Here is a 25,289-nt window from a genome sequence, read left to right as displayed (position 1 = left end):
GTTCGATTCCGGCCATCACGCGGACGGCGGCACCAGCGTATGCAGAGAGTGACGCGTGGGCCCATGGATCAGCAGGCCCTGGGCGTCAAGCTTGCGTTAAGAATCGCCTGACAGGCGGGGGTGGCGCATCAAGAAGAGGTGGCCGAGAGGCCGGCACGGGGCGTTCGGCTGTACGTGGGACGGCGGGCGGGTGCCCTGGGCCGGACACCGAGCGTTATCCCGTACGAAGGTGACCTGCTGCTCCAGCGGGCTTTGACGCACGGAGGCCGGGGACAGGGGGTCTGCCCGTCCCCGGCCGTACCGGCGGAGGCGCTAGCCCTGGCCGGCCTTGGTGCCGTGGTTGGCCTTCCTCTTGCGACGGGCCCTCTTCTTGCGGGCTCGCTTGGACATGTACGTCAACTCCGTTCCCCTGGTGGTGCGTTCAAGCGGTGCGGCCGACGAGCAGGTCGGCGAGCTTGTTGAGCCGCCTGACCGTGCGGTCGTCCGTCGCCGCCGGGGCCGGATCGATGCGCGAATCGCGGTCGTAGTAGGCGCCGTTGACGATCTCGACGGCCGGGTCGCAGAGCCGCACGACGTGTGCCGCGCCCTCGGCGGCCGGGCCGCCCACGTGGGCGTAGAGCGGGAGCAGTGCGGTGTCGCAGGCGCCCGGGTGCACGGAGACGGCGGTGACGCGCGGGTCGGCCGCGAACACCGTGAGCGCCAACTGCGCCTGGGCGTAGGCGGCGAGCCGGGAGTAGCGGCGGGCGCGGTTCGGGTCGGACCACTGGATGGACGCCGTGCGGTGCAGGGCCGAGGAGACGTTGACCACCCGGCCGCCGGGGTCGCTGGTGAGGGCCGGTTCCAGCAGACAGGTGAGCAGGTAGTGAGCCAGGAAGTTGACCTGGAAGGCGATCTCGTTGCCGTCCGCGGTCACCGTGTGCCGCTCGGGCGCGGCGATGCCCGCGTTGTTGACGAGGACGTCCAGGTGCGGGTGCTCGGTGACCGCCTTGTGCGCGAGGCTCTCGACCTCGTCGAGACGTGCGAAGTCTGCGGCGTAGGTGCACAGCCGGCCGGCGTCGATCGCGGCGAGCCGGCCGGCGGCGGCGCTCGCCTCCTCGGCGGTGCGGCCGTGCAGCAGCACGGTGGCGCCCCGCTCGGCGAGCTGCCGAGCGGTCTCCAGGCCGATGCCGGAGGTGGCTCCGGTGATGAGGACAGTACGGGGCGAAAGGGTGGAGTCGGGCATGATCTCATCCGGGGGTGCGGGCACGCGGCTCGGCCCAGGGCGGGGCGGCGGCGGGCGTGCGGGGTGAAAGGAAAGAAGGGGGGCGCGGACCTGGGCCGCAGGCCCTCGGTGGGAGGGCGGGGGCAGGCGGCCCCAAGGTCACGGATGCCGTGTCAGCGGGACGCGAGGACTTCCGGGCAGCGCGGCACACGACACGACGGCCGAGCGGGACTCGGCGGCCGGTCGAAGCGAAGCCAGGCGCTGTTCACAGCGTCCACGGAAGCCGTCCCACAGCCCCCGGACTAGGGCCTGTTGCGAAAGTCCCGTCGTCCGCCCGGAGGGCGGGCCCAGCGGCGTCCGGTCCGTGCTCTCGGGGTGCCGGGTGCAAGCCCTCGTACTGGACGTAGTTGGGTTTGTGCCCGGTGCGGCGAGAGTGCGTGCCGGGCGTCGCGGGGCAGGCGGCACCTTCGCAACAGGCCCTAGCCGAAGCGCCGTTCCCTGACGGGCCTCTGACGTGCGCATGCGACTCCTTGACGGACCGGCCGGCCCGACACCCGCACGGCGGGCGCACCGGCACCGTGGGGGGCGGTGGAGCTGGCCGGGCTGGGACTGCGGACCCGGCTGGCGGAGTTCCGCTGAGGCCGGGCACCCTCCGGCCCGCAGCCCGTGTGGGGCGCCCCGTCAGGCGTCCGCCAGCCTCGCCTCCTCCAGGTCCAGGGACCGCTGGAGCCGCCTTCGGGTCGTGTCGCTGATCGTGTGTTCGTCGTACAGGCGCCGCAGTTCTGCCGCCTCCACCGCGATGAGGTCGCGGCGCAGCTGCCGGTAGACCAGGTCGGCGGACTCGACCGTGCTCTCGGCGAGGCGGTCCCGGGCGTCGTCGAGGCGGGCGCTGAGACCGCGCCGGAGCCGGTCGAGCACCACCTCCGGGACCGCCTCCAGTTCGGAGAGCTCCTCCAGGCGCCGGATGCCCGCGTCAGCCAGCCGGCAACGGGCGGCGGCCTCCTCGCGCTCGGTGTGGTCGGGCTCCAGGGCGATGCCGGAGCGGCGCACGACCGTGGCCAGGGTGAAGCCCTGGACGACGAGGGTGACGACCACGACCGAGGTGGTGAGGACCAGGACCAGCGGCCGCTCGGTCAGCGCCGAGCCGTCCTTTCCCACCATCGGGATCGACAGCGCGGCCGCCAGCGGCACCACGCCCCGGGTGCCGGCCCAGGTCAGCACCACCGGGACCCGCCAGTTCGGCCGCTGGATCCCGCCCTTGCGCTGCACCACCGCCGACAGCGGCGCCAGCCATAGCAGCCGTACCGCGATCAGCGTGCCGGCCACCGCCAGCGCGTACAGCGGCCACGCCCGGTCGCCGTCGGACAGCGCCTGCACCTGGGCGGGCAGCGCGAGCCCGATCAGGCTGAACACCACGCTCTCCAGCAGGAAGACGACGGTGCCGTAGACGGCGTGCAGCTGGAGCCTGATCCGGGCGTTGGTGAGCCGGTCGCCGCGGCCGCCCAGGACCACCCCCGCCACGACCACCGAGGTCACCCCGGAGGTGTGGGCGGCCTCCGCGAGAACGTAGGCCGCGTACGGCGTGACCAGCGAGATCACCGTCTCCAGGACCGGATCCTCGGTGCGCCGCCGGATCAGCGCGACGACACCGGCCACGACCGCGCCGATCAGGGTGCCGCCGCCCGCCAGCAGCAGAAACTCGCCGCCCGCCGCCCCCCAGTTCGCCGCCGCCGAGGCCACCGCGACGCTCACCGCGACCCGGTAGAGCACCAGGGAGGTCGCGTCGTTGAAGAGGCTCTCCGCCTGCACCAGTACCTGCACCTTCGGCGGCAGCGCGAGGCGGCGGCCGAGCGCGGTCACCGCGACCGGGTCGGTGCTGGCCAGGATCGCGCCGAGGACCAGCGCCATCTGCCAGGACAGCGGGGTGACCATGGAGGCGACCACGCCGACGGCCGCTGCCGAGGCCAGCACCAGGCCGACCGCGAGCACCCCGACCGGCCTCCAGACCGCGCGCAGCTCCCGCCAGGACAATTCCTCCGCACTGGCGTAGAGCAGTGGCGGGAGGACGACGAGGCCGATGACGTCCGGGCTGATCTCGATCGTCGGAGTGCCCGGCAGCAGGGCCACGGCAAGGCCCGCGACCACAAGGAGGGAGGGGGCGGGGATCCGCCAGCGACGGGCGAAGGTCGCCACCACCGTGGCCAGTACCACGAGTGAAAGAACCGTACCCACGCTGCGCATGCCGTCCCCCTGGGGCTGTACGGGAGCCACCCTGACTCCCCGCCGACCAGACTTCCCGGCACACCGCGTCCACCCTATCCCGGAGCGCAGCCGTCAAGACAGTGTCAACGTCCTCGTCAGCGGCGCCAGAGACACGTCAAGACGCCGACTCCGGGCCGGGCGGAGCGCTTCTCTTTGAGGTGATGAACGACGTACCGCGCGGACGACTGAAGGTCTACCTCGGGGCCGCCCCAGGGGTCGGCAAGACCTACCGCATGCTCGACGAGGCACGGCGCCGCGCGTCCCGGGGCGAGGGCGTAGTGGTGGGGTTCGCGGAGTGCCACGGGCGCCCCAGGACCGAGGCCATGTGCGGCGGACTGGAGGTCGTGGAGCGGCTGAGCTGCGCCTACCGGGGCGGCGCGTTCGAGGAGATGGATACCGCCGCCGTGCTGGCGCGCCGCCCGCGGGTGGCGATCGTCGACGAGTTCGCCCACACCAACATCCCCGGCGGTGGACGGCATCCCAAACGCTGGCAGGACGTCGAGGACCTGCTCGCGGCCGGCATCGACGTGATCACCGCCGTCAACATCCAGCACCTGGAGTCCCTCAAGGACGTCGTCGAGAAGATCACCGGGGTGCCACAGCACGAGACGGTGCCCGACGAGGTGGTCCGGCGGGCGGAGCAGATCGAGTTCGTCGACATCCCGCCGGAGGGCCTGCGCCGCCGTATGGCGCACGGCAACATCTACGCCCCCGAGAAGATCGACGCGGCCCTCGCCAACTACTTCCGCCCCGGCAACCTCACCGCCCTGCGCCAGCTGGCCCTGCTCTGGACCGCCGACCGGGTCGACGAGGCGCTCCAGTCGTACCGCGCCGAGCACGCCATCGGCGGGGTGTGGGAGACCCGGGAGCGGGTGGTGGTCGCGCTGACCGGCGGCCCCGAGGGTGACACTCTGGTGCGACGGGCCGCGCGCATCGCCGCCCGGTCGGCCGGCGGCGACCTGCTCGCCGTGCACGTGGCCCGCAGCGACGGCCTGGCCGCCGGCGTCTCGCACGCCTCACTGGCCAGGCAGCGGCGGCTGGCGGAGGACCTCGGCGGCAGCTACCACTCGGTGGTCGGCGACGACGTGGCCACCGCCCTGGTCGAGTTCGCCCGCGCCGAGAACGCCACCCAGCTGGTCCTCGGCACCAGCCGCCGGGGCCGCCTGGAACGCTTCCTCACCGGTCCGGGGACGGGGGAGACCGTCACCGAACTCTCCGGCGACATCGACGTCCACCGGGTCACCCACGAGCGTGCGGGCCGAGGCACCCTCCTCCCCTCCCGCCGCCGCACCCTCTCCACCCGGCGCCTGGTCGCCGGCCCGGTCGCAGGCCTCGTGCTCCCGGTGCTGCTCACCGCCGTCCTCGCCCAGGTGCGCGGCACCGTCAACCTGACCAGCGAGGCCCTGCTGTTCCTGCTCGCGGTGGTCGGCGTGGCCTGCATAGGCGGGGTCACCTCCGCCGTGATCGCCTCCGTCACCGCGTCCCTGCTGCTCAACTACTGGTTCATCCCGCCCATCGGACAGTTCACCCTCGACGATCCCAACGCACTGCTCGCGCTCGCGGTGTTCGCGGTCGTGGCCGCCACCGTCGCCGGGGTCGTCGACCGCTCCCTGCGCCTGTCCCGGCGCGCGGCCCGGGCCACCGCCGAGGCGGAGACCATGTCGTCGCTGGCCGGCAGCATCGTGCGCGGTGGCCAGACCATCCCGGCCCTGCTGGAACGCACCCGCGAGACCTTCGGCATGGACTCCGCCGAACTCGTCGACGCGCCGCCCGACGCCGTCGACGCCACGGTGGTGCCGGCCGGCCCCGGCAACCACCTGGTCCTGCGCGGCCGTACGCCCTCCGCCTCCGAGCGACGGGTCCTTGCCGCGTTCGCCGCCCACGTCGGCTCGGCCGTCGAGCGGGCCCGGCTCGCCCAGGCCGCCGCCGAGGTCGAACCGGTACGCGCCGCCGACCGGATGCGCACCGCGTTGCTGCGCGCCGTCGGCCACGACCTGCGCACCCCGCTCGCGGCCGGCTGGGCGGCGGTCACCTCACTGCGCAGCCGGGAGGTCGAGTTCTCCCCGGAGGACCGCGACGAGCTCCTCGCCACCGCCGACGAGTCCATGGCCCGGCTGAGCCGCCTCGTCGACAACCTCCTCGACCTCAGCCGCCTGGAGGCCGGTGTGCTCCCCCTCAGCCTGCGGGCCACGGCGCTGGAGGAGGTACTCCCGGCGGCACTGGCGGACACCCCGGCGGTCGAGGTGCACGGCCATCCGGAGAACATGCCCCCGCTGCTGGCCGACCCGCCGCTGCTGGAACGTGTGATCGCCAACCTGGTCGGCAACGCGGCCCGCTACAGCCCGCCCGGCGCGCGGGTGCTGGTGACGGCGAGTGTGCTGGCCGGGCGCGCCGAACTCCGGGTCGTGGACCGGGGCCCCGGTCTGCCGGCGAACGGCCGTGACCGTCTCTTCGAGCCCTTCCAGCGCTTCGGCGACACCGACAACACCACCGGCCTCGGCCTCGGACTCGCCCTCGCCCGGGGGCTCACCGAGGCGATGGACGGCACCCTGACCCCCGAGGACACCCCGGGCGGCGGACTGACCATGGTCGTCTCGCTGCCCCTGGCCGATCGGGCCCACGCCTTCCTGATACCGCAGCGTGTAGGAGGTGCCTCATGACCACCGCAGCCGGCCTGGGACCTGCGACCTTCAGATGGCCCATGCCCACCAGGGACCGGGTCGCCCTCGCCACAGGCCTTGTCGTCCCCTTCCTCGTCTCCCTCGCCCTCGTCCCCTTCCGCACCGACCTGTCCCACACCAACGCGGCCCTGGTCCTCGTCGTGGTGGTCGTCGCCGTGGCCGCGCTGGGCAGCCGTACGGCCGGAGCCGTGGCGGCACTCTCGGCGGCGGCCTGGTTCGACTTCTTTCTCACTCGGCCGTACGAGACCTTCGACATCACCGCCACCGCCGACGTCGAGACGGCCGTGCTGCTGCTCGTCGTCGGTCTGGTCGTGGCCCGACTCGCGGCCCGCGCACGCAAGCTGGAGGTCGTCACGGTGACCGACGAGGGCTACCTCACCCGTATCCACACCACCGCCGAACTGGTGCAGTCCGCCAGGTCCGCCGACACCGTCGTGGACCATGTGCGCGGCGAACTGACGGCGCTGCTCGGCCTGTCCGGCTGCCGCTTCGAGTACGGCAGCCTGCTGGGACGGCCGCCCCGCCTCGGCACCGACGGCGGGCTCACCGTCGGTCGGCGGGCCTGGGACCCGGACCGGAGCGGCTGGCCGGAGGGCGAGATCGAACTGCGCGCGTACGGCAACGGGCACTACCTCGGCCGGTTCATGCTCACCCCGGGACCGGGGCCGGTACCTCCCTTGCGGGCGCGGCTGGTCGCGGTGACGCTGGCCGAGCAGACGGGGGCGGCGCTGGACACGGCGGGGCCGGTACGCGAAGCCTGACCGGGGTTATTCGAGCCCCGAGGCCTTGAAGACCCCCAGGGCGTTCTCCCGTTCGACGCGGTCGGCGAGGCGGCTCAACGCGGTCGCGCCGCACAGCAGGGTGCCGGCCGCGGCCGCCTTTCGCGCGCCCTCGTCCACGCGTCGCCACAGGGCCGGGTTGTCGACCAGGACCTGCGGGTCGATCTCCAGCCGGTCGCCGCACGCGTCCCGGAGCAGGAGCCGGGAGGAGATCCCGTCCAGGCAGCGGACCGAGACCAGCAGGTCCGTGCGGACCCTGCGGGTGCGCAGCAGCCGGCGGGAGGTGAGCCAGCCGTCGCCGGCGCGGACCCTGGCGGGGAAGAGGACGGCGAAGAGGAAGAGGGCGAGCGCGGTCCAGAAGAAGGCGCGCCACCAGGTGAAGGAGGCCGCCGCCCAGTCGACCAGGAGGAGAAGGACGAGGAGCGCACCGGCGCAACGGGCCGATGCGCGGACGTCCTTGGACCATCGGCGGTCCTCGGTGGGGCGGGCTGCGTCGCCTTGCTGCATGGGGTGAAGGTAGGGAATGGGGTGTGCTGAGGTCAGCACCTCGTCACGTGCCTTGACGAGACTCTTACGGTGGTCGGTCACCGCGGGCCATGGGGACGGTTCGCGCCACCGTGCCCCCTGGGGGCGCTGGGGTTCACCTCCGTCAAAAGGGCGTCAGGGTACCTCTGTTCAGCGCGAAGAACGCGCAAGGAGTTGTCGGGCACGGCCGGAACCGGACAGAACCTTGTCGGGCGTTTGTCCCGTTCCAAAGGAGCACCCCCATGTCCGTACTCACCGCCGAACCCGGCGCCGTTCCCGCAGGTGAGGAGCCGCCCGATACCGGCGAACGGCACCGGCTCACCGCCGTCACCGGCCTCGCCGCGCTGTCGCTGGACGCGATGGCGTCGGTGGCGTACGGCCCGGAGGCCATCGTGCTCGTGCTGGCCGCCGCCGGTGCGCACGGGCTCGGCTACACGCTGCCCGTCACCCTCGCCATCGCGGCCCTGCTGGCGGTGCTCGTCGCCTCGTACCGGCAGGTCATCGCGGCTTTCCCGGACGGCGGAGGGTCCTATGCGGTGGCCCGTACGCACCTAGGGGCCCGGACCAGCCTGGTCGCCGCCGCCTCCCTGGTTCTCGACTACGTCCTCAACGTGGCCGTGGCCGTGACCGCCGGTGTCGCCGCTCTCACCTCCGCCTTCCCGGGCCTCTACGCGGACCGGCTGTGGCTCTGTCTGGCCGTGCTGGTGCTGATCACCGGCGTGAACCTGCGGGGCATCGTGGAGTCGGCCAGGGCGTTCATCGTGCCCACCGTGGTGTTCGTCGGGTCCGTTTTCGTGCTGATCGTCGTGGGGTTGTTCCGGTCCGCGCCGGCCAGCACCGTCAGCGCCGCCGGGCATGCCTCCGTGCTCGCCGGCAACGCCTCCAGCGTCGGCGCCCTGCTCCTGCTGAAAGCTTTCGCCTCGGGTTGTGCCGCGCTCACCGGCGTCGAGGCCATCGCCAACGCCGTGCCCACCTTCCGGGTGCCGCGCGTCAAGCGGGCCCAGCACGCGGAGATCGCCCTCGGGGCCGTGCTCGGCGTGATGCTGATCGGGCTGTCGGTGCTGATCTCCCGGTTTCATCTACAGCCCGTGGCGGGCGTGACCGTCCTCGCCCAGCTCGCCGGCGCCGCGATCGGCCACAACTGGGGCTTCTACGTCGTCCAGTTCGCCACGATGATCCTGCTCGCCCTGTCCGCCAACACCTCGTTCGGCGGACTTCCGGTGCTGCTGAAGCTGCTCGCCCGGGACAACTATCTGCCGCACGTCTTCGCGCTGAAGGGTGACCGCCAGGTGCACCGGCACGGGGTGCTCGCCCTGGCCGTCGTCTCGGCCGCGCTGCTGGTGTTCTCCGGTGGCGACACCAACACGCTGGTGCCGCTGTTCGCCATCGGCGTCTTCGTCGGCTTCACCATCGCCCAGGTGGGCATGGTGAGGCACTGGAGGCTGGAGCGAGGGCCCGGCCGCCGGGGGAAGGCGTTGCTCAACGGCCTCGGGGCGGTGCTCACCGGGGTGGCCACCGTCGTCGTCACCGCCGGCAAGTTCACCGAGGGCGCCTGGCTCGTCGTCGTGATGCTGCCGCTGCTCGTCGCCGCCTTCGGCGCCGTGCACCGCGCCTATGGGCGGATCGGTGAGCGGCTAGGGCTCGGGCGGATCCCCGAGCCGCCGCACCGGGAGCGGTCGGTCGTGATCGTGCCGGTGTCGTCCCTGTCCCGGCTCACCTCCGAGGCGCTGTCCGCGGCCGCCTCCCTCGGTGACGAGGTCCGTGCCGTGACCGTCTGCCACCCCGACCCCGAGGACCGGGCCCAACTGCACGCCCTGGAGCGCGCCTGGGCCGAGTGGGACCCCGGGGTGCCGCTGGTCCGGCTGAGCTGCGAGCGGCGCACCCTCGGCCGCCCCATCGCCGCGTACGTCCGTGAGGTCGCCGCGTCCGAGCCGGCCACCCAGGTGACCGTGCTGATCCCGGAGACCGAGCCCGAGCGGCTGTGGCAGCGGCTGCTGCAGAACCAGCGCGGTGCGGTCGTCGCGCACGCCGTGCGCCGGGAGACCGACGCGGTGATCTGCCGACTGCGGTTCCGCCTTCCCTGACGCGCGTGCTGCGCCCGAGGCCCGCGTTCCCCCTGTTCAGGGGGTTTCCAGGGGCCAAGCAGCGGTTTCCGGTCGCGGATCGGTCCAGGGGGCGTAAGAGTCCCGTCAAAGGCGTGAACGCCGCCGTAAGGGACCCGTCAACGGGAGCCGAATCAGGCCAGAAAGACGCTTTCCTCTAACAGTCCGAGTCCGTTCCGAACCTCATCCAGGAGTTCACGATGGCCGATCTGGCCTTCGTCGTCACCGTGCTCGCGGGTTTCTTGCTGGTGGCCCTCGCCGCCAAGGGGGTGACCAAGCTGTGACCGCCGAGAACATCGTCGGCCTCGTCGTGGCCGTCGCCCTGCTGGGCTATCTCGTCCTCGCCCTGATCTTCCCGGAGAGGTTCTGAGACAGCCATGGGTCCCGTAACCGCCGCCGTGCTCCAGCTCGTCGCGCTCATAGGCGCGCTGGCGCTCTGCTATATCCCCCTCGGCAACTACATGGCGAAGGTCTACTCCTCCGACCAGCACTGGCGGGTCGAGAAGTGGATCTACAAGGGCATCGGCGCCAACCCTGACACCGAGATGCGCTGGCCCGCCTATCTGCGCGGGGTCCTCGCCTTCTCCGCGGTCGGCGTCCTCTTCCTCTACCTGCTGATGCGGCTGCAGGGCGTCCTGCCCGGCTCGCTCGGCTTCTCCTCGGTCAACCCGGCGCAGTCGTTCAACACGGCCGTCTCCTTCGTGACCAACACGAACTGGCAGTCGTACTACGGCGAGCAGTCCATGGGGCACCTCGTGCAGACCGCCGGTCTGGCCGTGCAGAACTTCATCTCCGCCGCCGTCGGCATCGCCGTCGCGGTGGCCCTGGTGCGCGGCTTCGCTCGCTCGCGCACCGGTGAGATCGGCAACTTCTGGGCCGACCTGGTCCGGGGTGTCGTCCGCATCCTCGTGCCGTTCGCCGTGATCGCCGCGATCATCCTGGTCGCCTGCGGAGCCATCCAGAACTTCTCCGGCATCCACGAGGTCGGTCAGTTCATGGGCGGCTCGCAGCAGTGGAACGGGGGCGCGGTCGCCTCCCAGGAGGCCATCAAGGAGCTGGGCACCAACGGTGGCGGCTACTTCAACGCCAACTCCGCCCACCCGTTCGAGAACCCCACGCCCTTCACCAACCTCTTCGAGATCTTCCTGCTCCTGCTGATCCCGTTCTCGCTGACCCGCACCTTCGGTGTGATGGTCGGCTCGGTCCGCCAGGGCTACGCGATCCTCGCCACGATGTTCACCATCTGGCTGAGCTTCGTCGCCCTGATGATGTGGACCGAGTTCGCCCACCACGAGGGCGCGCTCCAGATCGCGGGCGGGGCGACGGAGGGCAAGGAGGTCCGCTTCGGGGTCGGCGCCTCGTCGATCTTCGCGGTGTCGACCACCCTGACCTCGACCGGCGCGGTGGATTCCTTCCACTCCTCGTTCACCGGACTCGGCGGCGGTATCCACCTGCTCAGCATGATGCTGGGCGAGATCGCGCCCGGTGGTACCGGCTCCGGCCTCTACGGCATCCTGATCATGGCGGTCATCGCGGTGTTCATCGCCGGTCTGATGGTCGGCCGTACGCCCGAGTACCTGGGCAAGAAGATCGGCTCCCGTGAGATCAAGCTCTCGGCCATCTACATCCTGATCACACCGGCGCTGGTGCTCGTGTTCACCTCGATCTCCATGGCCCTGCCGACCCCGCCGCACTCCATGCTCAACCCCGGGGCGCACGGCTTCTCCGAGGTCCTGTACGCCTTCACCTCGGCGGCCAACAACAACGGCTCGGCCTTCGCGGGCCTGAACGCGAACACCGACTGGTACAACACTATGACCGGACTCGCGATGCTGTTCGGCCGCTTCCTGCCGATGGTGTTCGTGCTGGCGCTGGCCGGCTCGCTCGCCGAGCAGCGGCCCGTCCCGGCCACGGCCGGCACCCTGCGTACCGAGAAGCCGCTGTTCACCGGCCTGCTCGTCGGCGCGATCCTGATCATCACCGGTCTCACCTACTTCCCGGCCCTGGCGCTGGGCCCGCTGGCCGAGGGGCTGGCGTCGTGACCACCCGAACGGAAGCCCACGAGGACACCATGTCCACTCCCACCCTTGCGCCCCACCAGGACGCGCCGACCGGGCACAAGCCCGCCGAAGGCCGCGTCGGCGCCGGCCTGTTCGACCCCAAGCAGCTGATCAAGTCCCTTCCCGAGGCCTGCCGGAAGCTCGACCCGCGGGTGATGATCAAGTCGCCCGTGATGTTCGTGGTGTGGGTCGGGTCCGTCCTGACCACCGTCTTCTCCCTCACGGACCCGGGCAACTGGTTCGGCTGGGCGATCAGCGCCTGGCTCTGGCTGACCGTGATCTTCGCCAACCTGGCGGAGGCGGTCGCCGAGGGCCGCGGCAAGGCCCAGGCCGAAACCCTGCGCAAGGCCAAGACCGACACCGTCGCCCGGCGGCTGGCCGGTGACACCGAGGAGCAGGTGCCCGGCACCGAGCTGAAGATCGGTGACCTGGTGGTCTGCGAGGCCGGCGACATCATCCCCGGTGACGGTGACGTCGTCGAGGGCGTCGCCTCGGTCGACGAGTCGGCGATCACCGGTGAGTCTGCCCCGGTCATCCGGGAGTCCGGCGGTGACCGGTCCGCGGTCACGGGCGGTACGAAGGTGCTGTCCGACCGGATCGTCATCAAGATCACGACGAAGCCGGGCGAGACCTTCATCGACCGGATGATCAGCCTGGTGGAGGGCGCCGCCCGGCAGAAGACGCCGAACGAGATCGCGCTGAACATCCTGCTGGCCTCGCTGACGATCGTCTTCCTGCTGGCCGTCGCCACCCTGCCGCCGTTCGCGGACTACGCGGGCACCCATCTGACGATGGTCGTGCTGGTCGCCCTGCTGGTCTGCCTGATCCCGACCACCATCGGCGCGCTGCTGTCGGCGATCGGTATCGCGGGCATGGACCGCCTGGTGCAGCGCAATGTGCTCGCCATGTCGGGCCGCGCGGTCGAGGCCGCCGGTGACGTCTCCACGCTGCTGCTCGACAAGACCGGCACCATCACCCTCGGCAACCGCCAGGCTTCCGAGTTCGTGCCCGTGGGCGGCACCACCGAGGCCGCATTGGCCGACGCCGCCCAGCTGTCGTCGCTGGCCGACGAGACCCCCGAGGGTCGTTCCATCGTCGTACTTGCCAAGGAGAAGTACGGGCTGCGCGAGCGACACCAGGGCGAGCTGGCGCACGCCGAGTGGATCGCCTTCACCGCCCAGACCCGGATGTCCGGTGTCGACGTCGACGGCCGGAAGATCCGCAAGGGCGCGGCCGGGTCTGTCATCGCCTGGGTCCGCGAGCGGGACGGCACCGTGGCCGAGGACGCCGACACCCTCGCCAACCGGATCTCGGAGGCGGGTGGCACCCCGCTCCTTGTCGCGGTCGAGGACACGGAGGGCGCCCGGATCCTGGGCGTCATCCACCTCAAGGACGTCGTCAAGGACGGCATGCGGGAGCGGTTCGACGAGCTGCGCCGCATGGGCATCAAGACCGTCATGATCACGGGTGACAACCCGCTGACCGCCAAGGCGATCGCCGAGGAGGCGGGCGTCGACGACTTCCTCGCCGAGGCCACCCCCGAGGACAAGATGGCCCTCATCAAGCGGGAGCAGGCCGGCGGCAAGCTGGTCGCGATGACCGGTGACGGCACCAACGACGCCCCGGCCCTGGCCCAGGCGGATGTCGGCGTGGCGATGAACACGGGTACGTCGGCCGCCAAGGAGGCCGGCAACATGGTCGACCTCGACTCCAACCCGACCAAGCTCATCGAGATCGTCGAGATCGGCAAGCAGCTGCTGATCACCCGCGGTGCGCTGACCACGTTCTCCATCGCCAACGACGTCGCGAAGTACTTCGCGATCATCCCGGCGCTGTTCGCGGCGGTCTACCCGGGCCTGGACAAGCTCAACATCATGAGGCTGTCCTCCCCGGACTCGGCGATCCTGTCGGCCGTCATCTTCAACGCGCTGATCATCATCGCGCTGGTGCCGCTCTCCCTGAAGGGCGTGCAGTACCGGCCGGTGAGCGCCGACAGGATGCTGCGGCGCAACCTCACGATCTACGGCATCGGCGGGCTGATCGCGCCCTTCATCGGGATCAAGATCATCGACCTGCTCATCTCCCTCATCCCCGGGCTGTGACTTCTTGAAGGCGTGCTGATCACCATGAACAATTCGCTTACCAACACCGCCCGGTTGCTCGGGGCGGGCCTGCGCGCCCTCCTCGTGCTGACCGTGGTGACGGGCGTCATCTACCCGCTGGTCATCACCGGCATAGCCCAGGCCGCGTTCCACAACAAGGCGAACGGCTCCGAGATCAAGGCGGACGGCAGGGTCGTCGGCTCCTCCCTGATCGGACAGTCGTACAACCTGCCCCTGAAGAAGGGTCAGCAGACCCCGGACGCGGACCTGAAGTGGTTCCAGGGCCGCCCGGCCAACGGCCTCGGCAGCAACAGCGTCAACACCCAGTACAAGCTGATCCTTTCGGGCGCCACCAACCTCGCCGCCGACAACAAGGTGCTCATCCAGCAGGTCAAGGACGCCAAGGCCGCGGTCGTCAAGGACAACTCGGTGCCCGGCTACACGGTCAGGCCCTCCCAGGTGCCCGCCGACGCCGTGACGTCCTCGGGCTCCGGCCTCGACCCGGACATCTCACCGGCCTACGCCGAGCTCCAGGTCCACCGGGTCGCCGCCGAGAACAACCTCTCCGTCGCCCGGGTGGAGAAGGTGGTGAAGGACCACACCGACGGCCGCACCCTTGGCTTCATGGGGGAGCCCCGGGTGAACGTCCTCGGGCTCAACATCGCGCTGAAGGAACTGATCAAGGGCAACTGATGACCCGAGTGCTGGTCGTGGAAGACGACCCACAGCTCGTACGCGCACTCGTGATCAACATGCAGGCACGCCAGTACGGAGTGGACGCGGCGCCCGACGGCGCCACGGCCCTCCGGCTGGCGGCCGCGCGTCAGCCGGACGTGGTGATGCTCGACCTCGGACTGCCCGACATGGACGGGGTCGACGTCATCAAGGCGCTGCGCGGCTGGACCCGCGTACCGATCCTGGTGCTGTCGGCGCGTCAGGCCTCCGAGGAGAAGGTCGCCGCGCTGGACGCGGGCGCCGACGACTACATCACCAAGCCGTTCAGCATGGACGAACTCCTCGCCCGGCTGCGGGCGGCGGTCCGCCGTACCGAGGACGCGGCGCTCGCCCCCGAGACCATCCTGGTGGAGACGGCCGACTTCACCATAGACCTGCTCGCCAAGAAGGCCGTACGGGCCGGCCACGACGTACGCCTCACCCCCACCGAGTGGCATCTGCTGGAGATCCTGGTCACCAATCCCGGCCGGCTCATCACGCAGAAACACCTGCTGCGCGAGGTGTGGGGTGTCTCCCAGAGCGACAAGACCAACTATCTGCGGGTCTACATGGCCCAACTCCGCCGCAAACTGGAGGCGGACCCCTCGCACCCCCGGTACCTGATCACCGAGCCCGGCATGGGCTACCGCTTCGAAGGATGACATGGCACGCGGCAGGCTTCGGATCTACCTCGGTGCGGCTCCCGGCGTGGGCAAGACCTACGCCATGCTCTCCGAGGCCCACCGCAGGATCGAACGGGGCACCGACTGTGTCGTCGCGTTCGTCGAGCACCACGGGCGGCCGCGCACCGAGGTGATGCTGCACGGCCTGCAGGAAATCCCGCGCAGGGAACTGGAGTACCGGAGCGCGGTGTTCAAGGAGATGGACGTGGACGCCGTCCTCGCGCGCCGCCCGCAGGTGGCCCTCGTCGACGAACTCCCGCACACCAACATCCCGGGCTCCCGCAACGTCAAACGCTGGCAGGACGTGGAGGAGTTGCTGGCCGCCGGGATCGATGTCATCTCCACGGTGAACATCCAGCATCTGGAGTCGCTGGGCGATGTCGTCGAGTCCATCACCGGGGTGCGGCAGCAGGAGACCGTGCCGGACGAGGTGGTGCGGCGCGCCGACCAGATAGAGCTGGTCGACATGTCCCCGCAGGCGCTGCGCCGCCGTATGGCGCACGGCAACGTCTACCAGCCGGACAAGGTCGACGCGGCCCTGTCCAACTACTTCCGGCCCGGCAACCTGACCGCCCTGCGTGAACTCGCGCTGCTCTGGGTCGCGGACCGGGTCGACGAGTATCTGAACGAGTACCGCAGCGAGCACCGGGTCTCGAAGATCTGGGGTTCGCGGGAGCGGATCGTGGTCGGCCTGACCGGCGGCCCGGAGGGGCGGACCCTCATCCGGCGCGCGGCACGGCTGGCCGAGAAGGGCGCCGGCGGCGAGGTCCTTGCCGTCTACATCTCCCGCAGCGACGGCCTGACCTCGGCCTCCCCGAAGGAACTCGCCGTCCAGCGCACCCTGGTCGAGGACCTCGGCGGCACCTTCCACCATGTCGTCGGCGACGATGTCCCAGGCGCCCTGCTCGACTTCGCGCGCGGGGTGAACGCCACCCAGATCGTGCTCGGCGTCTCCCGGCGCCGGAGCTGGCAGTACGTCTTCGGGCCGGGCGTCGGGGCCACGGTCGCCCGGGACTCGGGGCCCGACCTCGACGTCCACCTCATCACGCACGCCGAGGCGGGCAAGGGGCGGCTCCCGCTGGGGCGTTCGGCGCGGCTCGGCCGGTCCCGGATCATCTGGGGCTGGCTTGCCGGCGTGCTCGGACCGGTCCTGCTCACCTGGCTGCTGACCGGCGTCGCACCGGAGGTGGGCCTGGCCAACGACATGCTGCTGTTCCTTGCCTTGACGGTCGCGGCGGCCCTGCTCGGCGGTCTGCTACCGGCGCTCACCTCGGCGGTCGTCGGCTCCCTGCTGATCAACTGGTTCTTCACCCCGCCCGTCCACACCCTGACCATCGCCGATCCCGAGAACATCGTCGCCATCGCGATCTTCGTCGGGGTGGCGGTGTCGGTAGCCTCCGTCGTGGACCTGGCGGCCCGCCGCACCCAGCAGGCGGCCCGGCTGCGCGCCGAGTCGGAGATCCTGTCCTTCCTCGCCGGCAGTGTGCTGAGAGGGGAGACGAGTCTGGAGGCGCTCCTGGAACGGGTGCGGGAGACCTTCGGCATGGAGTCGGTGGCGCTGCTGGAGCGGGCGGACGACGTGGCGCCGTGGACCTGCGCGGGCAGCGTCGGACCGCAACCGTGTCAGTCACCGGAGAACGCGGACGTCGACGTGCCGGTCGGCGACCGTATGACGCTCGCTCTGTCCGGGCGGGTGCTGCCGGCCTCCGACCGGCGGGTGCTGGCCGCGTTCGCCGCGCAGGCCGTCGTCGTACTCGACCGGCAGCGGCTCCAGCAGGAGGCGGATCAGGCCAAGGAGCTGGCGGAGGGGAACCGGATCCGCACCGCCCTGCTGGCCGCCGTCAGCCACGATCTGCGGACCCCGCTGGCCGGTATCAAGGCGTCGGTGTCGTCGCTGCGTTCGGACGACGTCGAGTGGTCCGAGCAGGACCGGGCGGAGCTCCTGGAGGCCATAGAGGCGGGCGCCGACCGGCTCGACCACCTCGTCGGGAACCTCCTCGACATCACCCGTCTGCAGACCGGCACCGTCACGCCCATCGTCCGTGAGGCCGACCTGGACGAGGTGGTGCCGATGGCGCTCGGCGGGGTCCCCGAGGACAGCGTCGAGCTGGACATCCCGGAGACGCTGCCCATGGTCCATGTCGACAAGGGGCTGCTGGAGCGGGTCGTGGCCAACGTGGTGGAGAACGCCGTCAAGTACAGCCCCGCGGACACCCCCGTGCTGGTGAGGGCCAGCTCCATAGCCGACCGGGTGGAGGTGCGGGTCGTGGACCGGGGGCCCGGCGTCCCGGACGAGGCCAAGCAGCGCATCTTCGAGCCCTTCCAGCGGTACGGCGACTCCCCGCGCGGTGCCGGTGTCGGCCTGGGCCTGGCCGTGGCCCGGGGCTTCGCCGAGGCGATGGGCGGCGCGCTCACCGCCGAGGACACCCCGGGCGGCGGGCTCACGATGGTGCTGAGCCTGCCGCTGTCACCGGGGCGCAGACCCGGACGGCCGGACCTCTCGACGGCGACGTCACTGTCGTAGGGCCGACTGGGACGCCGTGACGTCTCAGCACGGCAACTTCCGTGCGCTCAGCGGCAGACGCCAGGTGTTGCGGCGGTGCATGGACGCCAGGGCCTCCTCCAGCGGGGACGGCGGAACCGCGAGGACCGGGCAGGTGGCGTGGGCCAGGCAGTAGCGGGCGACCCGACCGGAGAAGGCGCGGTACCAGCGGCGTCGGCCCGCGCCGACAACGAGGATGTCGTCCTCCCGGTTCGCCGTCTCCACCAGGGCGAGGCCTGGAGTGGCGCGTACGACGAGACCGTGCAGCGGGACGCCGGGCGGCCCGGCCTCGCCGAAGAACTCGTCGAGCACGTCCAGCAGCCGCTGCCGGGCCGCCCGCTGCCACTCCGCGACCAGGGCCGGCGGGGCAGGCGTGCGACGCGCCGCCAGTTCACCGCCCGGCGGCTCCCAGGCCAGCACCGGCCACAGCTGCGCCTCCCGCCGCCGGGCCTCCGCCGCCGCCCGGCACAGGGCCGTGACGCTGCGAAGCGAACCGCTCACACCGACGACGACCCGACCGGCCGGGCAGATGTCGTAACCGGACATGTATCCACCGAACTTCCGCAGCGGCCCCCGGGCGGCTCCCGGGAGCGGGACCGCCTTCATGACACTGCGCGGGCCGGGTCCGGGCCAGCTCCCCGGCCACTTCTTGGCACGCCTCTGACGCCCGCGACCAGCATCGACGGCCTGCCCGTCAGCGTCCCGTCAACGTCAGGGCGCTGACCGTCAGCGTCCCGTCATGAGGGATCGGAGGACCGCCGGGGGAGGGCATAGCGTCATGGGTGCGCCCCGGTCGGCCTCCCCGCTGCCGGGGCACCCCAGCTCAACCCTGTGCCAGGAGGCATCCCATGCAAGAACTCTTGTGCGGTGACGATCCGGAGCCTTCCGATCGCCGCCCGGCCGGACCCCTGTTCGTACCGGTCCGGCCGGGACCCGAGGGGTGCACGGTCCGGCTGTTCCGCACCCCCCTCGGCGAGCGCACCGCCGTCGGTTTCACCTCGGCCCGCGGACTCGCCGCCACGCTCGGCCCCGACCAGGCCTGGATCCGGCTCGCCGAACCCGCGCTGCGCGCCGTGACCGCACCGCTCGGCGTCACCGTCGTCACGGTCGATCCCCAGCTGTCGGCCCCGGCCCCCACGCCCGTGCGGCCCCTCACGCCTGTCGCCGCGTCCCCGCGGATCGCACGAATCGCCTGAGCACGAATCGCCTGAGAGGGGAGCGATCGATGACCACCCTGCACGAACCCGTCGTCACCACCACACCCGCCGATCTGTCGGTGTGGCCCGCCTCCACCACCGAGCCCCGGCCCGGCGAGACGGCCGTGGGCGGTGTCCCGCTCGCCGAGGTCGCCGACCGCTTCGGCACGCCCATCTACGTCCTGGACGAGAACGAGGTCCGCGAGCGCTGCCGCACCTACCGGCACGCCTTCCCGGACGCCGAAGTCCTCTACGCGGCCAAGGCGTTCCTGTGCCGGGCCGTGGTCCACTGGACGGAGGAGGAGGGCCTCGGCCTGGACGTCTGCTCGGCCGGCGAACTGGAACTCGCGGTCACCACCGGGTTCCCGCCGGAGCGGATCGTCCTGCACGGCAACGCCAAGTCCCCGCGCGACCTGGAGACCGCACTGCGGCTGGGCGTGGGCCGGGTCGTGATCGACAGCCCCTCGGAGATCGCCCGGCTCGCCGCCGCCGTCGGGCCCGACAGGCAGCAGAAGGTCATGGTCCGGGTGGTGCCCGGGATCAGCGCGGGCGGCCACGAGAAAGTCCGTACGGGAACGGACGACCAGCAGTTCGGCCTCTCCATCGCCGACGGTCACGCCCAGCACGCCATCGCCCGGATACTGGACCAGCCGCAGCTCCAACTGACCGGACTGCACTGCCACCTGGGCTCCCAGATCACCAGCGTCAAGCCGTACCTGGCCGCGGTGCGCCGGATGGTCGGGCTCATGGCCCGGTTGCACCGACAGCACGGCCTGGTGCTGCCCGAGCTGGACCTGGGCGGCGGCCACGGCATCGCCTACCGGCCCGGCGAGGCGGCCCTCGACCTCACCGCCCTGGCCCGCCGGGTGCGCGCCGAGTTGACGCAGGCGTGCGCGGCGGCCGGGCTGCCCGTGCCCCGTCTGATCATCGAGCCGGGGCGGGCGATCGTGGGTCCGGCGGGCGTCGCCGTGTACCGCGTCCTCGCCGTGAAGAAGACCGGCGAGCACACCTTCGCCGCCGTCGACGGCGGTATGAGCGACAACCCGCGGCCCGCGCTCTACGGCGTCCGCTACGCACCCCGGCTCATCGGCCGCACCAGCGGCGCGGCTCTGGCACCGGTGACCGTCGTGGGCCGGCACTGCGAGGCCGGGGACATCCTGGCCGCCGACGCCGAACTCCCCGCCGACCTGCGCCCCGGCGATCTGCTCGCGGTCCCGGTGGCCGGTGCGTACCACCTCTCCATGGCCTCCGGCTACAACCTGGTGGGCCGCCCGCCGGTCACCGCGGTCCGTGACGGCCACGCCCGCCTGCTGGTCCGCCGCGAGTCCCTGGAGGACATCCGCCGCCGGGACGTCGGACTCTAGCCCGGCCCGACCCCCTCCGGCCGAGCGCCGGCAGGTTGGTCGCACTGACGCCCGGGCGGGCCGGCCCCTCACCCACTCACGCCGGCCGGCCCGCCCGGGCCCCACGGGCGGGCCGGCCGGGCACGAAGGACACTGTTGCCGACCGTCCCACCGGCCGTGATGAGGTCCCGATGGCGTATGGCCTGGCACGTCGTGAACTGAGACCGAGGGTTCCGCTGCGCCCGGGCGAGGGTGACAAGCACGGTCTGACCACCCTGGAGGGCCTGGCCGCGCTGTCCCTGGACGCGCTCAGCTCGGTGGCGTACGGCCCCGAGGCGATCGTGCTGGCCCTGGTGGTCGCCGGCACCGGGGCGCTCAGCGCCACCCTGCCCATCACCCTCGCGATCACCTTCCTGCTCGCCGTGCTCGTCGTGTCGTACGGACAGGTCATCGCCGCTCACCCGGACGGCGGTGGCGCCTACGCCGTCGCCAAGGCGGACCTGGGCGCCACCGCGAGCCTGCTCGCCGCCGCCAGCCTGGTCGTCGACTACGTGCTCACCGTGGCCGTCAGCCTCGCCGCCGGCGCCGACGCCCTCGCCTCGGCCTTCCCGCCCCTGGCCCACGACAAGCTGCTCGTCTGCCTGATCGGCCTCGCCCTGCTGACGGCCGTGAACCTGCGGGGCGTCGCCGAGAGCGCCCGGGTGCTGATGCTGCCGACCCTCCTGTTCATCGTGGCGGTCCTCGGCGTGATCCTCCTCGGCCTGCTGCGCTCGCACCCGGTCGCCGTCGTCGGCACCCACCAGCCCGTGCACGCGACCGAGGCGCTGAGCGCGCTGGTCATCCTCAAGGCGTTCTCGTCCGGCTGTTCGGCCCTGACCGGCGTGGAGGCCATCGCCAACGCCGTACCGACCTTCCGTCCCCCCAGTGTCAAGCGGGCCCAGCGCACCGAACTGATGCTCGGCGCGCTGCTGGGCACCATGCTGATCGGCCTGGCGGTCCTGATCCACCGCGACCATGTGGCCCCGCGGGGCGGGGTGACCGTCCTCGCCCAGCTCACCGCGGGCGCCTACGGCACCGGCTGGCCCTACTACGCCACCAACCTCGTCGTCACCCTTGTCCTGGGCCTGGCCGCCAACACCAGCTTCGGCGGGCTGCCGGTGCTGATGAGCCTGCTCGCCCGCGACCACCGGCTGCCCCACCTCTTCGGCCTGCGCGCCGAACGCCCGGTCTACCGCTACGGCGTACTGGCCCTCGCCCTGCTCGCCGCGCTGCTGCTGCTCGCCACCGACGCCGACACCCACCGGCTGCTCCCGCTCTTCGCCATCGGCGTCTTCATCGGCTTCACCCTCAGCCAGCTCGGCCTGGTCAGGCACTGGGCGACCCAGCGCCCGCCCGGCTGGAAGCGCCATGCGCTGATCAACGGCACCGGCGCCCTGCTCACCACCCTGGCCGGTGTCATCCTGCTGCTCACCAAGTTCCTCGCCGGCGCCTGGGTGGTCGTGCTCGCCGTACCGCTGCTGATGCTGCTGTTCGCCCGCATCGAGCGCTACTACACCGCCGTGGGCGAGGAGCTGGAGCTCGGGCGGATCCCGCCGCCCCCACCCCGGCGCACCGGCAGTCTGGTGATCGTGCCGATCGGCGAGGTCAGCAAACTCTCCCGGCACGCCCTCGGCGCCGCCCTCGCCCTCGGCGACGAGGTGGTCGCCGTCGCGGTGCACGCGGACCCGGCCAGGTCCCGTGCGCTGGAGGAGGCCTGGCAGCGGTGGAACCCCGGAGTGCGCCTCGACATCGTCAACAGCCCGCACCACTCCCTGGTGCAGCCGATCGTCGAGTACGTGCAGCGGGCGTCGCAGGACGGCCGTCAGGTCGCCGTCCTCATCCCCGAGGTGGAGCCGAGGCACCGCCGCTACGAGATCCTCCAGAACCAGCGCGGTCTGCTCCTCGCCACCGTCCTGCGGGCCCGCACCGACGTCGTGGTCTGCCTGATCCCGTACCGCCTGAAGCTGTAGAACCCGCCTTGTCGGGCCTCGAACAGCCCCTTACAGTGCGCCTCGTAATGTTCGCCGACCTCGCCGAAACTTTCGGCGGCGCCTGGGGAGGGCACGCACATGCGGACGTACGACAACCCGGTCATCCCCGGTTTTCACCCCGATCCGAGCGTGTGCCGAGTGGGGGAGGACTACTACCTGGTGTGTTCCAGCTTCGAGTACTTCCCCGGTGTCCCGCTCTTCCACAGCCGGGACCTGGTGCACTGGCGGCAGATCGGCAACGTGCTCGACCGGCCCGGCCAGTTGGCGCTGCCGGACGAGACGCCGGCCTCGGGCGGCGTATACGCCCCGACGATCCGGCACCACGACGGGCTCTTCCACGTCATCACCACCAACGTCAGCGGCCGCGGCAATCTCCTCGTCACTGCCGAGCGCCCCGAGGGGCCGTGGTCCGACCCGGTCTGGATCGACCTGCCGAGCATCGACCCCGACCTCGCCTGGGACGACGACGGCCAGTGCTGGTGTGCCGTGGCGGGGGTGGCGGTGGCCCGGATCGACACCCGGACGGGGAAGGTGCTGGAGGGGCCCCTGCCGATGTGGTCCGGGACCGGGCTGCGCGACCCCGAGGCGCCGCATCTCTACCGGGTCGGGCAGTGGTGGTACCTGCTGATCGCAGAGGGCGGCACCGCTCTCGGGCACGGGGTGTCCGTGGCGCGCGCCCGTTCGCCGCGCGGGCCCTGGGAGGCCGCGCCGGGCAATCCGCTGGTCTCCCATCGGGGCACCGGCGAGCCGGTCCAGTGCACCGGGCACGCCGACCTCGTCCAGGCGGCCGACGGGAGTTGGTGGGCGGTGCTGCTCGGCACCCGCCCGCGCGGCTGGTTCCCGGAGTTCCACGTCCTCGGCCGCGAGACCTTCCTGGCCCCGGTGGAGTGGGTGGACGGCTGGCCGCGCATGGGGCCGGTGCGGGAGCGTGAGCAGGCCCCGGCCGTCTGGCACCCGGTAGAACAGCCGCCCGTACGGGACGACTTCACGGCCGCCGCCCTCGGACCGCACTGGATCTCCCCGCGCAGCCGGCCGGACGGCTCCTGGTCGCTCGCCGAACGGCCCGGGTGGCTGACCCTCACGGCCACCGGGGACAGCCTCGACCGGGCCGGGCACACCTTCGTCGGCCGCCGCCAGCAGCACGCGCAGTGCCGTGCCGCCGCACTGCTCGACCCGGGCTCGGCACGCGCGGGCCTCTCGGTCCGTGTCGACGAGGCCCACCACTACGACCTGGAGGTGAGCGGCGGAACGGTGAGCGCCGTCGCACGGATCGGGCCGCTGCGGCAGCGGATCTGCGAACACCCCGTGCCACAGGGCCCGGTGGCCCTCGTCATCGAGATCGGCACGACCCGGGTGCCGCCGCCGACCGCCACCGCGCCCGGGCAGTCCGGGACGACCGGAATCCGCCCGGCCGGGCCCGATGCCGTGACCCTTTCGATCGAAACGTCCGCCGGTGTCGTTCGGCTGGCCGAACTCGACGGGCGGTATCTCTCCACCGAGGTGGCGGGCGGGTTCACCGGCCGCGTCATCGGTATCTACGTCACCGGGGGCCGGGCCGCCTTCGACTGGTTCGAGTACGCGCCCATCAGCTGATGCGCGACACCTTGACGCTCCTGATCCGTCTTCCTAGAGTCGCGGTTCGGAACGTTCGGAGAAAGTGTCGAATGTTTCGAGTGAGATCGACGCTGAGCCCTCGAAAGCTTCGAAGTCCCCGGAGAACCATCGAACCAGGACGGCGTCGGTCGTCCCGTACCCCAAGGAGCGCATCATGGGCGACCCGGCACTGTCCCGTCGCGGTTTCCTGGCGGCCACCGCGGCCGCCGGACTGGGCATGACCGCCCTCAGCGGCTGCGGCGGAGGCTCGGACGGAGGATCGTCGGGGACCACCACCATCGAGTGGTGGAACATCTCCACGACCAACCCGACCAAGGGCGTCTGGGCCGCCCTCGCCAAGAAGTTCGAGGCGCAGAACCCCAAGGTCAAGGTAAAGATCGTGCAGTTGGAGAACGACGCCTACAAGTCGAAGATGACGGCGCTGACCGCCTCCGGGAAGCTCCCCGACATCTTCCACACCTGGGGCGGCGGTGTCCTGCGGCAGCAGGTCGACGCCGGGCTCGTCGAGGACCTCACCGACCCCACCAAGTCCTGGGCCGAAGGACTGCTCCCGGTCGCCAAGGAGCCGTACCTCCTCGACAACAAGACGTACGGCATCCCCTTCGACATCGGAATGATCGGCTTCTGGTACAACAAGGCGCTCTTCAAGAGGGCCGGGATCAGCACACCCCCCGCCACCTGGAGCGCCTTCCTCGACGCCGTGAAGAAGCTGAAGGCCGCCGGTGTCACCCCGCTCGCGCTGGCCGGCAAGGAGAGCTGGACCGGCATGTACTACTGGGCGTACCTGGCGATGCGCACCGCCGGGATCGACGCCCTCAAGAAGGCCGACGACGACAAGGACTTCACCGGCGCCGGGCTCGTCCAGGCCGGACAGCATCTGAAGGACCTCGTCGCCCTGGAGCCGTTCCAGAAGGGCTTCCTGGGCGCCGCCTACTCCAGCCCGACCGGCCAGGCCGCCACCGTCGGCAACGGCAAGGCCGCGATGGAGCTGATGGGCCAGTGGGCCCCGGTCGTCGAGGCCGACGCCGGCAAGGGGGTCGGCGCGAACCTGGGCTTCTTCCCGTTCCCGGCCGTGGACGGCGGCAAGGGCACCGTCACCGAGGTGTTCGGAGGCGGCGGCGGGCACGCGTTGCGCGCCGACGCCCCGCAGGCGGCCGTCGACTTCCTGAAGTTCTTCGCCTCCGAGACCACCGACGTCGAACTGGTGAAGAAGACCGGTGTGCTGCCCGTCGTCCCCGCCGCCGAGAGCGCGCTGACCGACGCCAACCTGGGGCTCGTACAGACCCAGTTGAAGGCCGCCACCGGCTTCCAGCTCTACCTCGACCAGGCCTACGCGCCCGCCGTCGGCCAGCAGGTCAACGACAGCGTGGCCGGTCTGATCGCCGGGTCCAAGTCGCCCGAAGACGTGACCCGGGCGATCACCAAGACCGCGAAGGAAGAGCAGTAGGCCGGACG

The 25,289-nt window shown here is 71.6% G+C and carries 18 protein-coding genes; 14 read left to right on the top strand and 4 right to left on the bottom strand.

The genetic code is table 11. The annotated features are described in order from the left end of the window. Positions 1–421: 421 nt before the first annotated feature. Positions 422–1,222, bottom strand: a complete 801-nt coding sequence (locus ABZ396_RS36935; protein ID WP_358922849.1) for an SDR family NAD(P)-dependent oxidoreductase — start codon at positions 1,220–1,222, stop codon at positions 422–424. A 660-nt stretch (positions 1,223–1,882) separates the two neighbouring features. Beyond that, the gene (locus tag ABZ396_RS36930) at positions 1,883–3,442 is read right to left on the bottom strand and encodes a Na+/H+ antiporter (protein WP_358922900.1); all 1,560 of its coding nucleotides are present in this window, start codon (positions 3,440–3,442) and stop codon (positions 1,883–1,885) included. A 182-nt stretch (positions 3,443–3,624) separates the two neighbouring features. Between ABZ396_RS36930 and ABZ396_RS36925 the strand changes: the two genes are divergently transcribed. Both ABZ396_RS36925 and ABZ396_RS36920 read left to right on the top strand, forming a co-directional pair. Beyond that, positions 3,625–6,123 (top strand): ATP-binding protein, encoded by a 2,499-nt coding sequence (locus ABZ396_RS36925; protein WP_358922850.1) that lies wholly within the window; start codon positions 3,625–3,627, stop codon positions 6,121–6,123. After that, positions 6,120–6,905, top strand: coding sequence for a DUF4118 domain-containing protein (locus ABZ396_RS36920; protein ID WP_358922851.1), 786 nt, complete (start codon positions 6,120–6,122; stop codon positions 6,903–6,905). The genes ABZ396_RS36925 and ABZ396_RS36920 overlap by 4 nt, the downstream gene beginning before the upstream one ends. A 6-nt stretch (positions 6,906–6,911) precedes the next feature. Here the strand turns inward: ABZ396_RS36920 and ABZ396_RS36915 are convergent, their stop codons facing one another. Then, a complete protein-coding gene (locus tag ABZ396_RS36915) occupies positions 6,912–7,430 on the bottom strand; it encodes a hypothetical protein (RefSeq protein ID WP_358922852.1) in 519 nt (172 codons plus the stop codon). 260 nt (positions 7,431–7,690) lie between these two features. Between ABZ396_RS36915 and ABZ396_RS36910 the strand changes: the two genes are divergently transcribed. The 7 genes from ABZ396_RS36910 (at position 7,691) to ABZ396_RS36880 (ending at position 17,633) form a co-directional block, all read left to right on the top strand. Continuing rightward, positions 7,691–9,532: an APC family permease gene (locus ABZ396_RS36910; RefSeq protein WP_358922853.1), complete on the top strand. Its 1,842-nt coding sequence runs from the start codon at positions 7,691–7,693 to the stop codon at positions 9,530–9,532. Positions 9,533–9,830: 298 nt separating this feature from the next. Continuing rightward, positions 9,831–9,920 (top strand): K(+)-transporting ATPase subunit F, encoded by a 90-nt coding sequence (gene kdpF, locus ABZ396_RS36905; protein ID WP_016434100.1) that lies wholly within the window; start codon positions 9,831–9,833, stop codon positions 9,918–9,920. Positions 9,921–9,927: 7 nt separating this feature from the next. Continuing rightward, positions 9,928–11,592, top strand: a complete 1,665-nt coding sequence (gene kdpA / locus ABZ396_RS36900) for a potassium-transporting ATPase subunit KdpA (protein ID WP_358922854.1) — start codon at positions 9,928–9,930, stop codon at positions 11,590–11,592. 29 nt (positions 11,593–11,621) lie between these two features. Continuing rightward, positions 11,622–13,712, top strand: a complete 2,091-nt coding sequence (gene kdpB, locus ABZ396_RS36895) for a potassium-transporting ATPase subunit KdpB (RefSeq protein WP_358922902.1) — start codon at positions 11,622–11,624, stop codon at positions 13,710–13,712. Positions 13,713–13,736: 24 nt separating this feature from the next. Next, the gene (locus tag ABZ396_RS36890; RefSeq protein WP_358922855.1) at positions 13,737–14,405 is read left to right on the top strand and encodes a potassium-transporting ATPase subunit C; all 669 of its coding nucleotides are present in this window, start codon (positions 13,737–13,739) and stop codon (positions 14,403–14,405) included. Then, positions 14,405–15,088, top strand: a complete 684-nt coding sequence (locus tag ABZ396_RS36885; protein ID WP_358922857.1) for a response regulator — start codon at positions 14,405–14,407, stop codon at positions 15,086–15,088. The genes ABZ396_RS36890 and ABZ396_RS36885 overlap by 1 nt, the downstream gene beginning before the upstream one ends. Before the next feature lies 1 nt (position 15,089). Continuing rightward, positions 15,090–17,633 carry a DUF4118 domain-containing protein gene (locus ABZ396_RS36880; protein WP_358922859.1) on the top strand — a complete coding sequence of 848 codons (2,544 nt, stop codon included), beginning with the start codon at positions 15,090–15,092 and terminating at the stop codon, positions 17,631–17,633. Positions 17,634–17,657: 24 nt separating this feature from the next. Here the strand turns inward: ABZ396_RS36880 and ABZ396_RS36875 are convergent, their stop codons facing one another. Then, the gene (locus ABZ396_RS36875) at positions 17,658–18,197 is read right to left on the bottom strand and encodes a universal stress protein (RefSeq protein ID WP_358922861.1); all 540 of its coding nucleotides are present in this window, start codon (positions 18,195–18,197) and stop codon (positions 17,658–17,660) included. A 302-nt stretch (positions 18,198–18,499) separates the two neighbouring features. On the opposite strand from ABZ396_RS36875, the gene ABZ396_RS36870 reads away from it, so the two are divergent. The 5 genes from ABZ396_RS36870 to ABZ396_RS36850 all read left to right on the top strand — a co-directional run bounded on the left by ABZ396_RS36870 (position 18,500) and on the right by ABZ396_RS36850 (position 25,281). Then, positions 18,500–18,847: an SAV_915 family protein gene (locus ABZ396_RS36870; RefSeq protein ID WP_358922862.1), complete on the top strand. Its 348-nt coding sequence runs from the start codon at positions 18,500–18,502 to the stop codon at positions 18,845–18,847. Between the two features lie 29 nt (positions 18,848–18,876). Then, on the top strand, positions 18,877–20,211 hold the full coding sequence (lysA, locus tag ABZ396_RS36865) for a diaminopimelate decarboxylase (protein WP_358922864.1): 1,335 nt from the start codon (positions 18,877–18,879) through the stop codon (positions 20,209–20,211). A 170-nt stretch (positions 20,212–20,381) separates the two neighbouring features. After that, the gene (locus tag ABZ396_RS36860) at positions 20,382–22,199 is read left to right on the top strand and encodes an amino acid permease (RefSeq protein ID WP_358922866.1); all 1,818 of its coding nucleotides are present in this window, start codon (positions 20,382–20,384) and stop codon (positions 22,197–22,199) included. Between the two features lie 99 nt (positions 22,200–22,298). Further along, positions 22,299–23,813, top strand: a complete 1,515-nt coding sequence (locus ABZ396_RS36855) for a glycoside hydrolase family 43 protein (RefSeq protein WP_358922867.1) — start codon at positions 22,299–22,301, stop codon at positions 23,811–23,813. Positions 23,814–23,988: 175 nt separating this feature from the next. Continuing rightward, positions 23,989–25,281: an extracellular solute-binding protein gene (locus ABZ396_RS36850; RefSeq protein ID WP_358922869.1), complete on the top strand. Its 1,293-nt coding sequence runs from the start codon at positions 23,989–23,991 to the stop codon at positions 25,279–25,281. Positions 25,282–25,289: the final 8 nt, after the last annotated feature.

The organism is Streptomyces sp. NPDC005866, from assembly GCF_040629895.1.
Classification (GTDB): Bacteria; Actinomycetota; Actinomycetes; order Streptomycetales; family Streptomycetaceae; genus Streptomyces.
The sequence above is the reverse complement of the archived record's forward strand: the minus strand, read 5'-3'. Positions and strand labels throughout refer to the sequence as shown.

Coding starts and splice junctions, on each gene's coding strand:
- ABZ396_RS36935 (WP_358922849.1), bottom strand. CDS start 1,222: ATGCCCGACTCCACCCTTTCGCCCCGTACTGTCCTCATCACCGGAGCC.
- ABZ396_RS36930 (WP_358922900.1), bottom strand. CDS start 3,442: ATGCGCAGCGTGGGTACGGTTCTTTCACTCGTGGTACTGGCCACGGTG.
- ABZ396_RS36925 (WP_358922850.1), top strand. CDS start 3,625: ATGAACGACGTACCGCGCGGACGACTGAAGGTCTACCTCGGGGCCGCC.
- ABZ396_RS36920 (WP_358922851.1), top strand. CDS start 6,120: ATGACCACCGCAGCCGGCCTGGGACCTGCGACCTTCAGATGGCCCATG.
- ABZ396_RS36915 (WP_358922852.1), bottom strand. CDS start 7,430: ATGCAGCAAGGCGACGCAGCCCGCCCCACCGAGGACCGCCGATGGTCC.
- ABZ396_RS36910 (WP_358922853.1), top strand. CDS start 7,691: ATGTCCGTACTCACCGCCGAACCCGGCGCCGTTCCCGCAGGTGAGGAG.
- kdpA (WP_358922854.1), top strand. CDS start 9,928: ATGGGTCCCGTAACCGCCGCCGTGCTCCAGCTCGTCGCGCTCATAGGC.
- kdpB (WP_358922902.1), top strand. CDS start 11,622: ATGTCCACTCCCACCCTTGCGCCCCACCAGGACGCGCCGACCGGGCAC.
- ABZ396_RS36890 (WP_358922855.1), top strand. CDS start 13,737: ATGAACAATTCGCTTACCAACACCGCCCGGTTGCTCGGGGCGGGCCTG.
- ABZ396_RS36885 (WP_358922857.1), top strand. CDS start 14,405: ATGACCCGAGTGCTGGTCGTGGAAGACGACCCACAGCTCGTACGCGCA.
- ABZ396_RS36880 (WP_358922859.1), top strand. CDS start 15,090: ATGGCACGCGGCAGGCTTCGGATCTACCTCGGTGCGGCTCCCGGCGTG.
- ABZ396_RS36875 (WP_358922861.1), bottom strand. CDS start 18,197: ATGTCCGGTTACGACATCTGCCCGGCCGGTCGGGTCGTCGTCGGTGTG.
- ABZ396_RS36870 (WP_358922862.1), top strand. CDS start 18,500: ATGCAAGAACTCTTGTGCGGTGACGATCCGGAGCCTTCCGATCGCCGC.
- lysA (WP_358922864.1), top strand. CDS start 18,877: ATGACCACCCTGCACGAACCCGTCGTCACCACCACACCCGCCGATCTG.
- ABZ396_RS36860 (WP_358922866.1), top strand. CDS start 20,382: ATGGCGTATGGCCTGGCACGTCGTGAACTGAGACCGAGGGTTCCGCTG.
- ABZ396_RS36855 (WP_358922867.1), top strand. CDS start 22,299: ATGCGGACGTACGACAACCCGGTCATCCCCGGTTTTCACCCCGATCCG.
- ABZ396_RS36850 (WP_358922869.1), top strand. CDS start 23,989: ATGGGCGACCCGGCACTGTCCCGTCGCGGTTTCCTGGCGGCCACCGCG.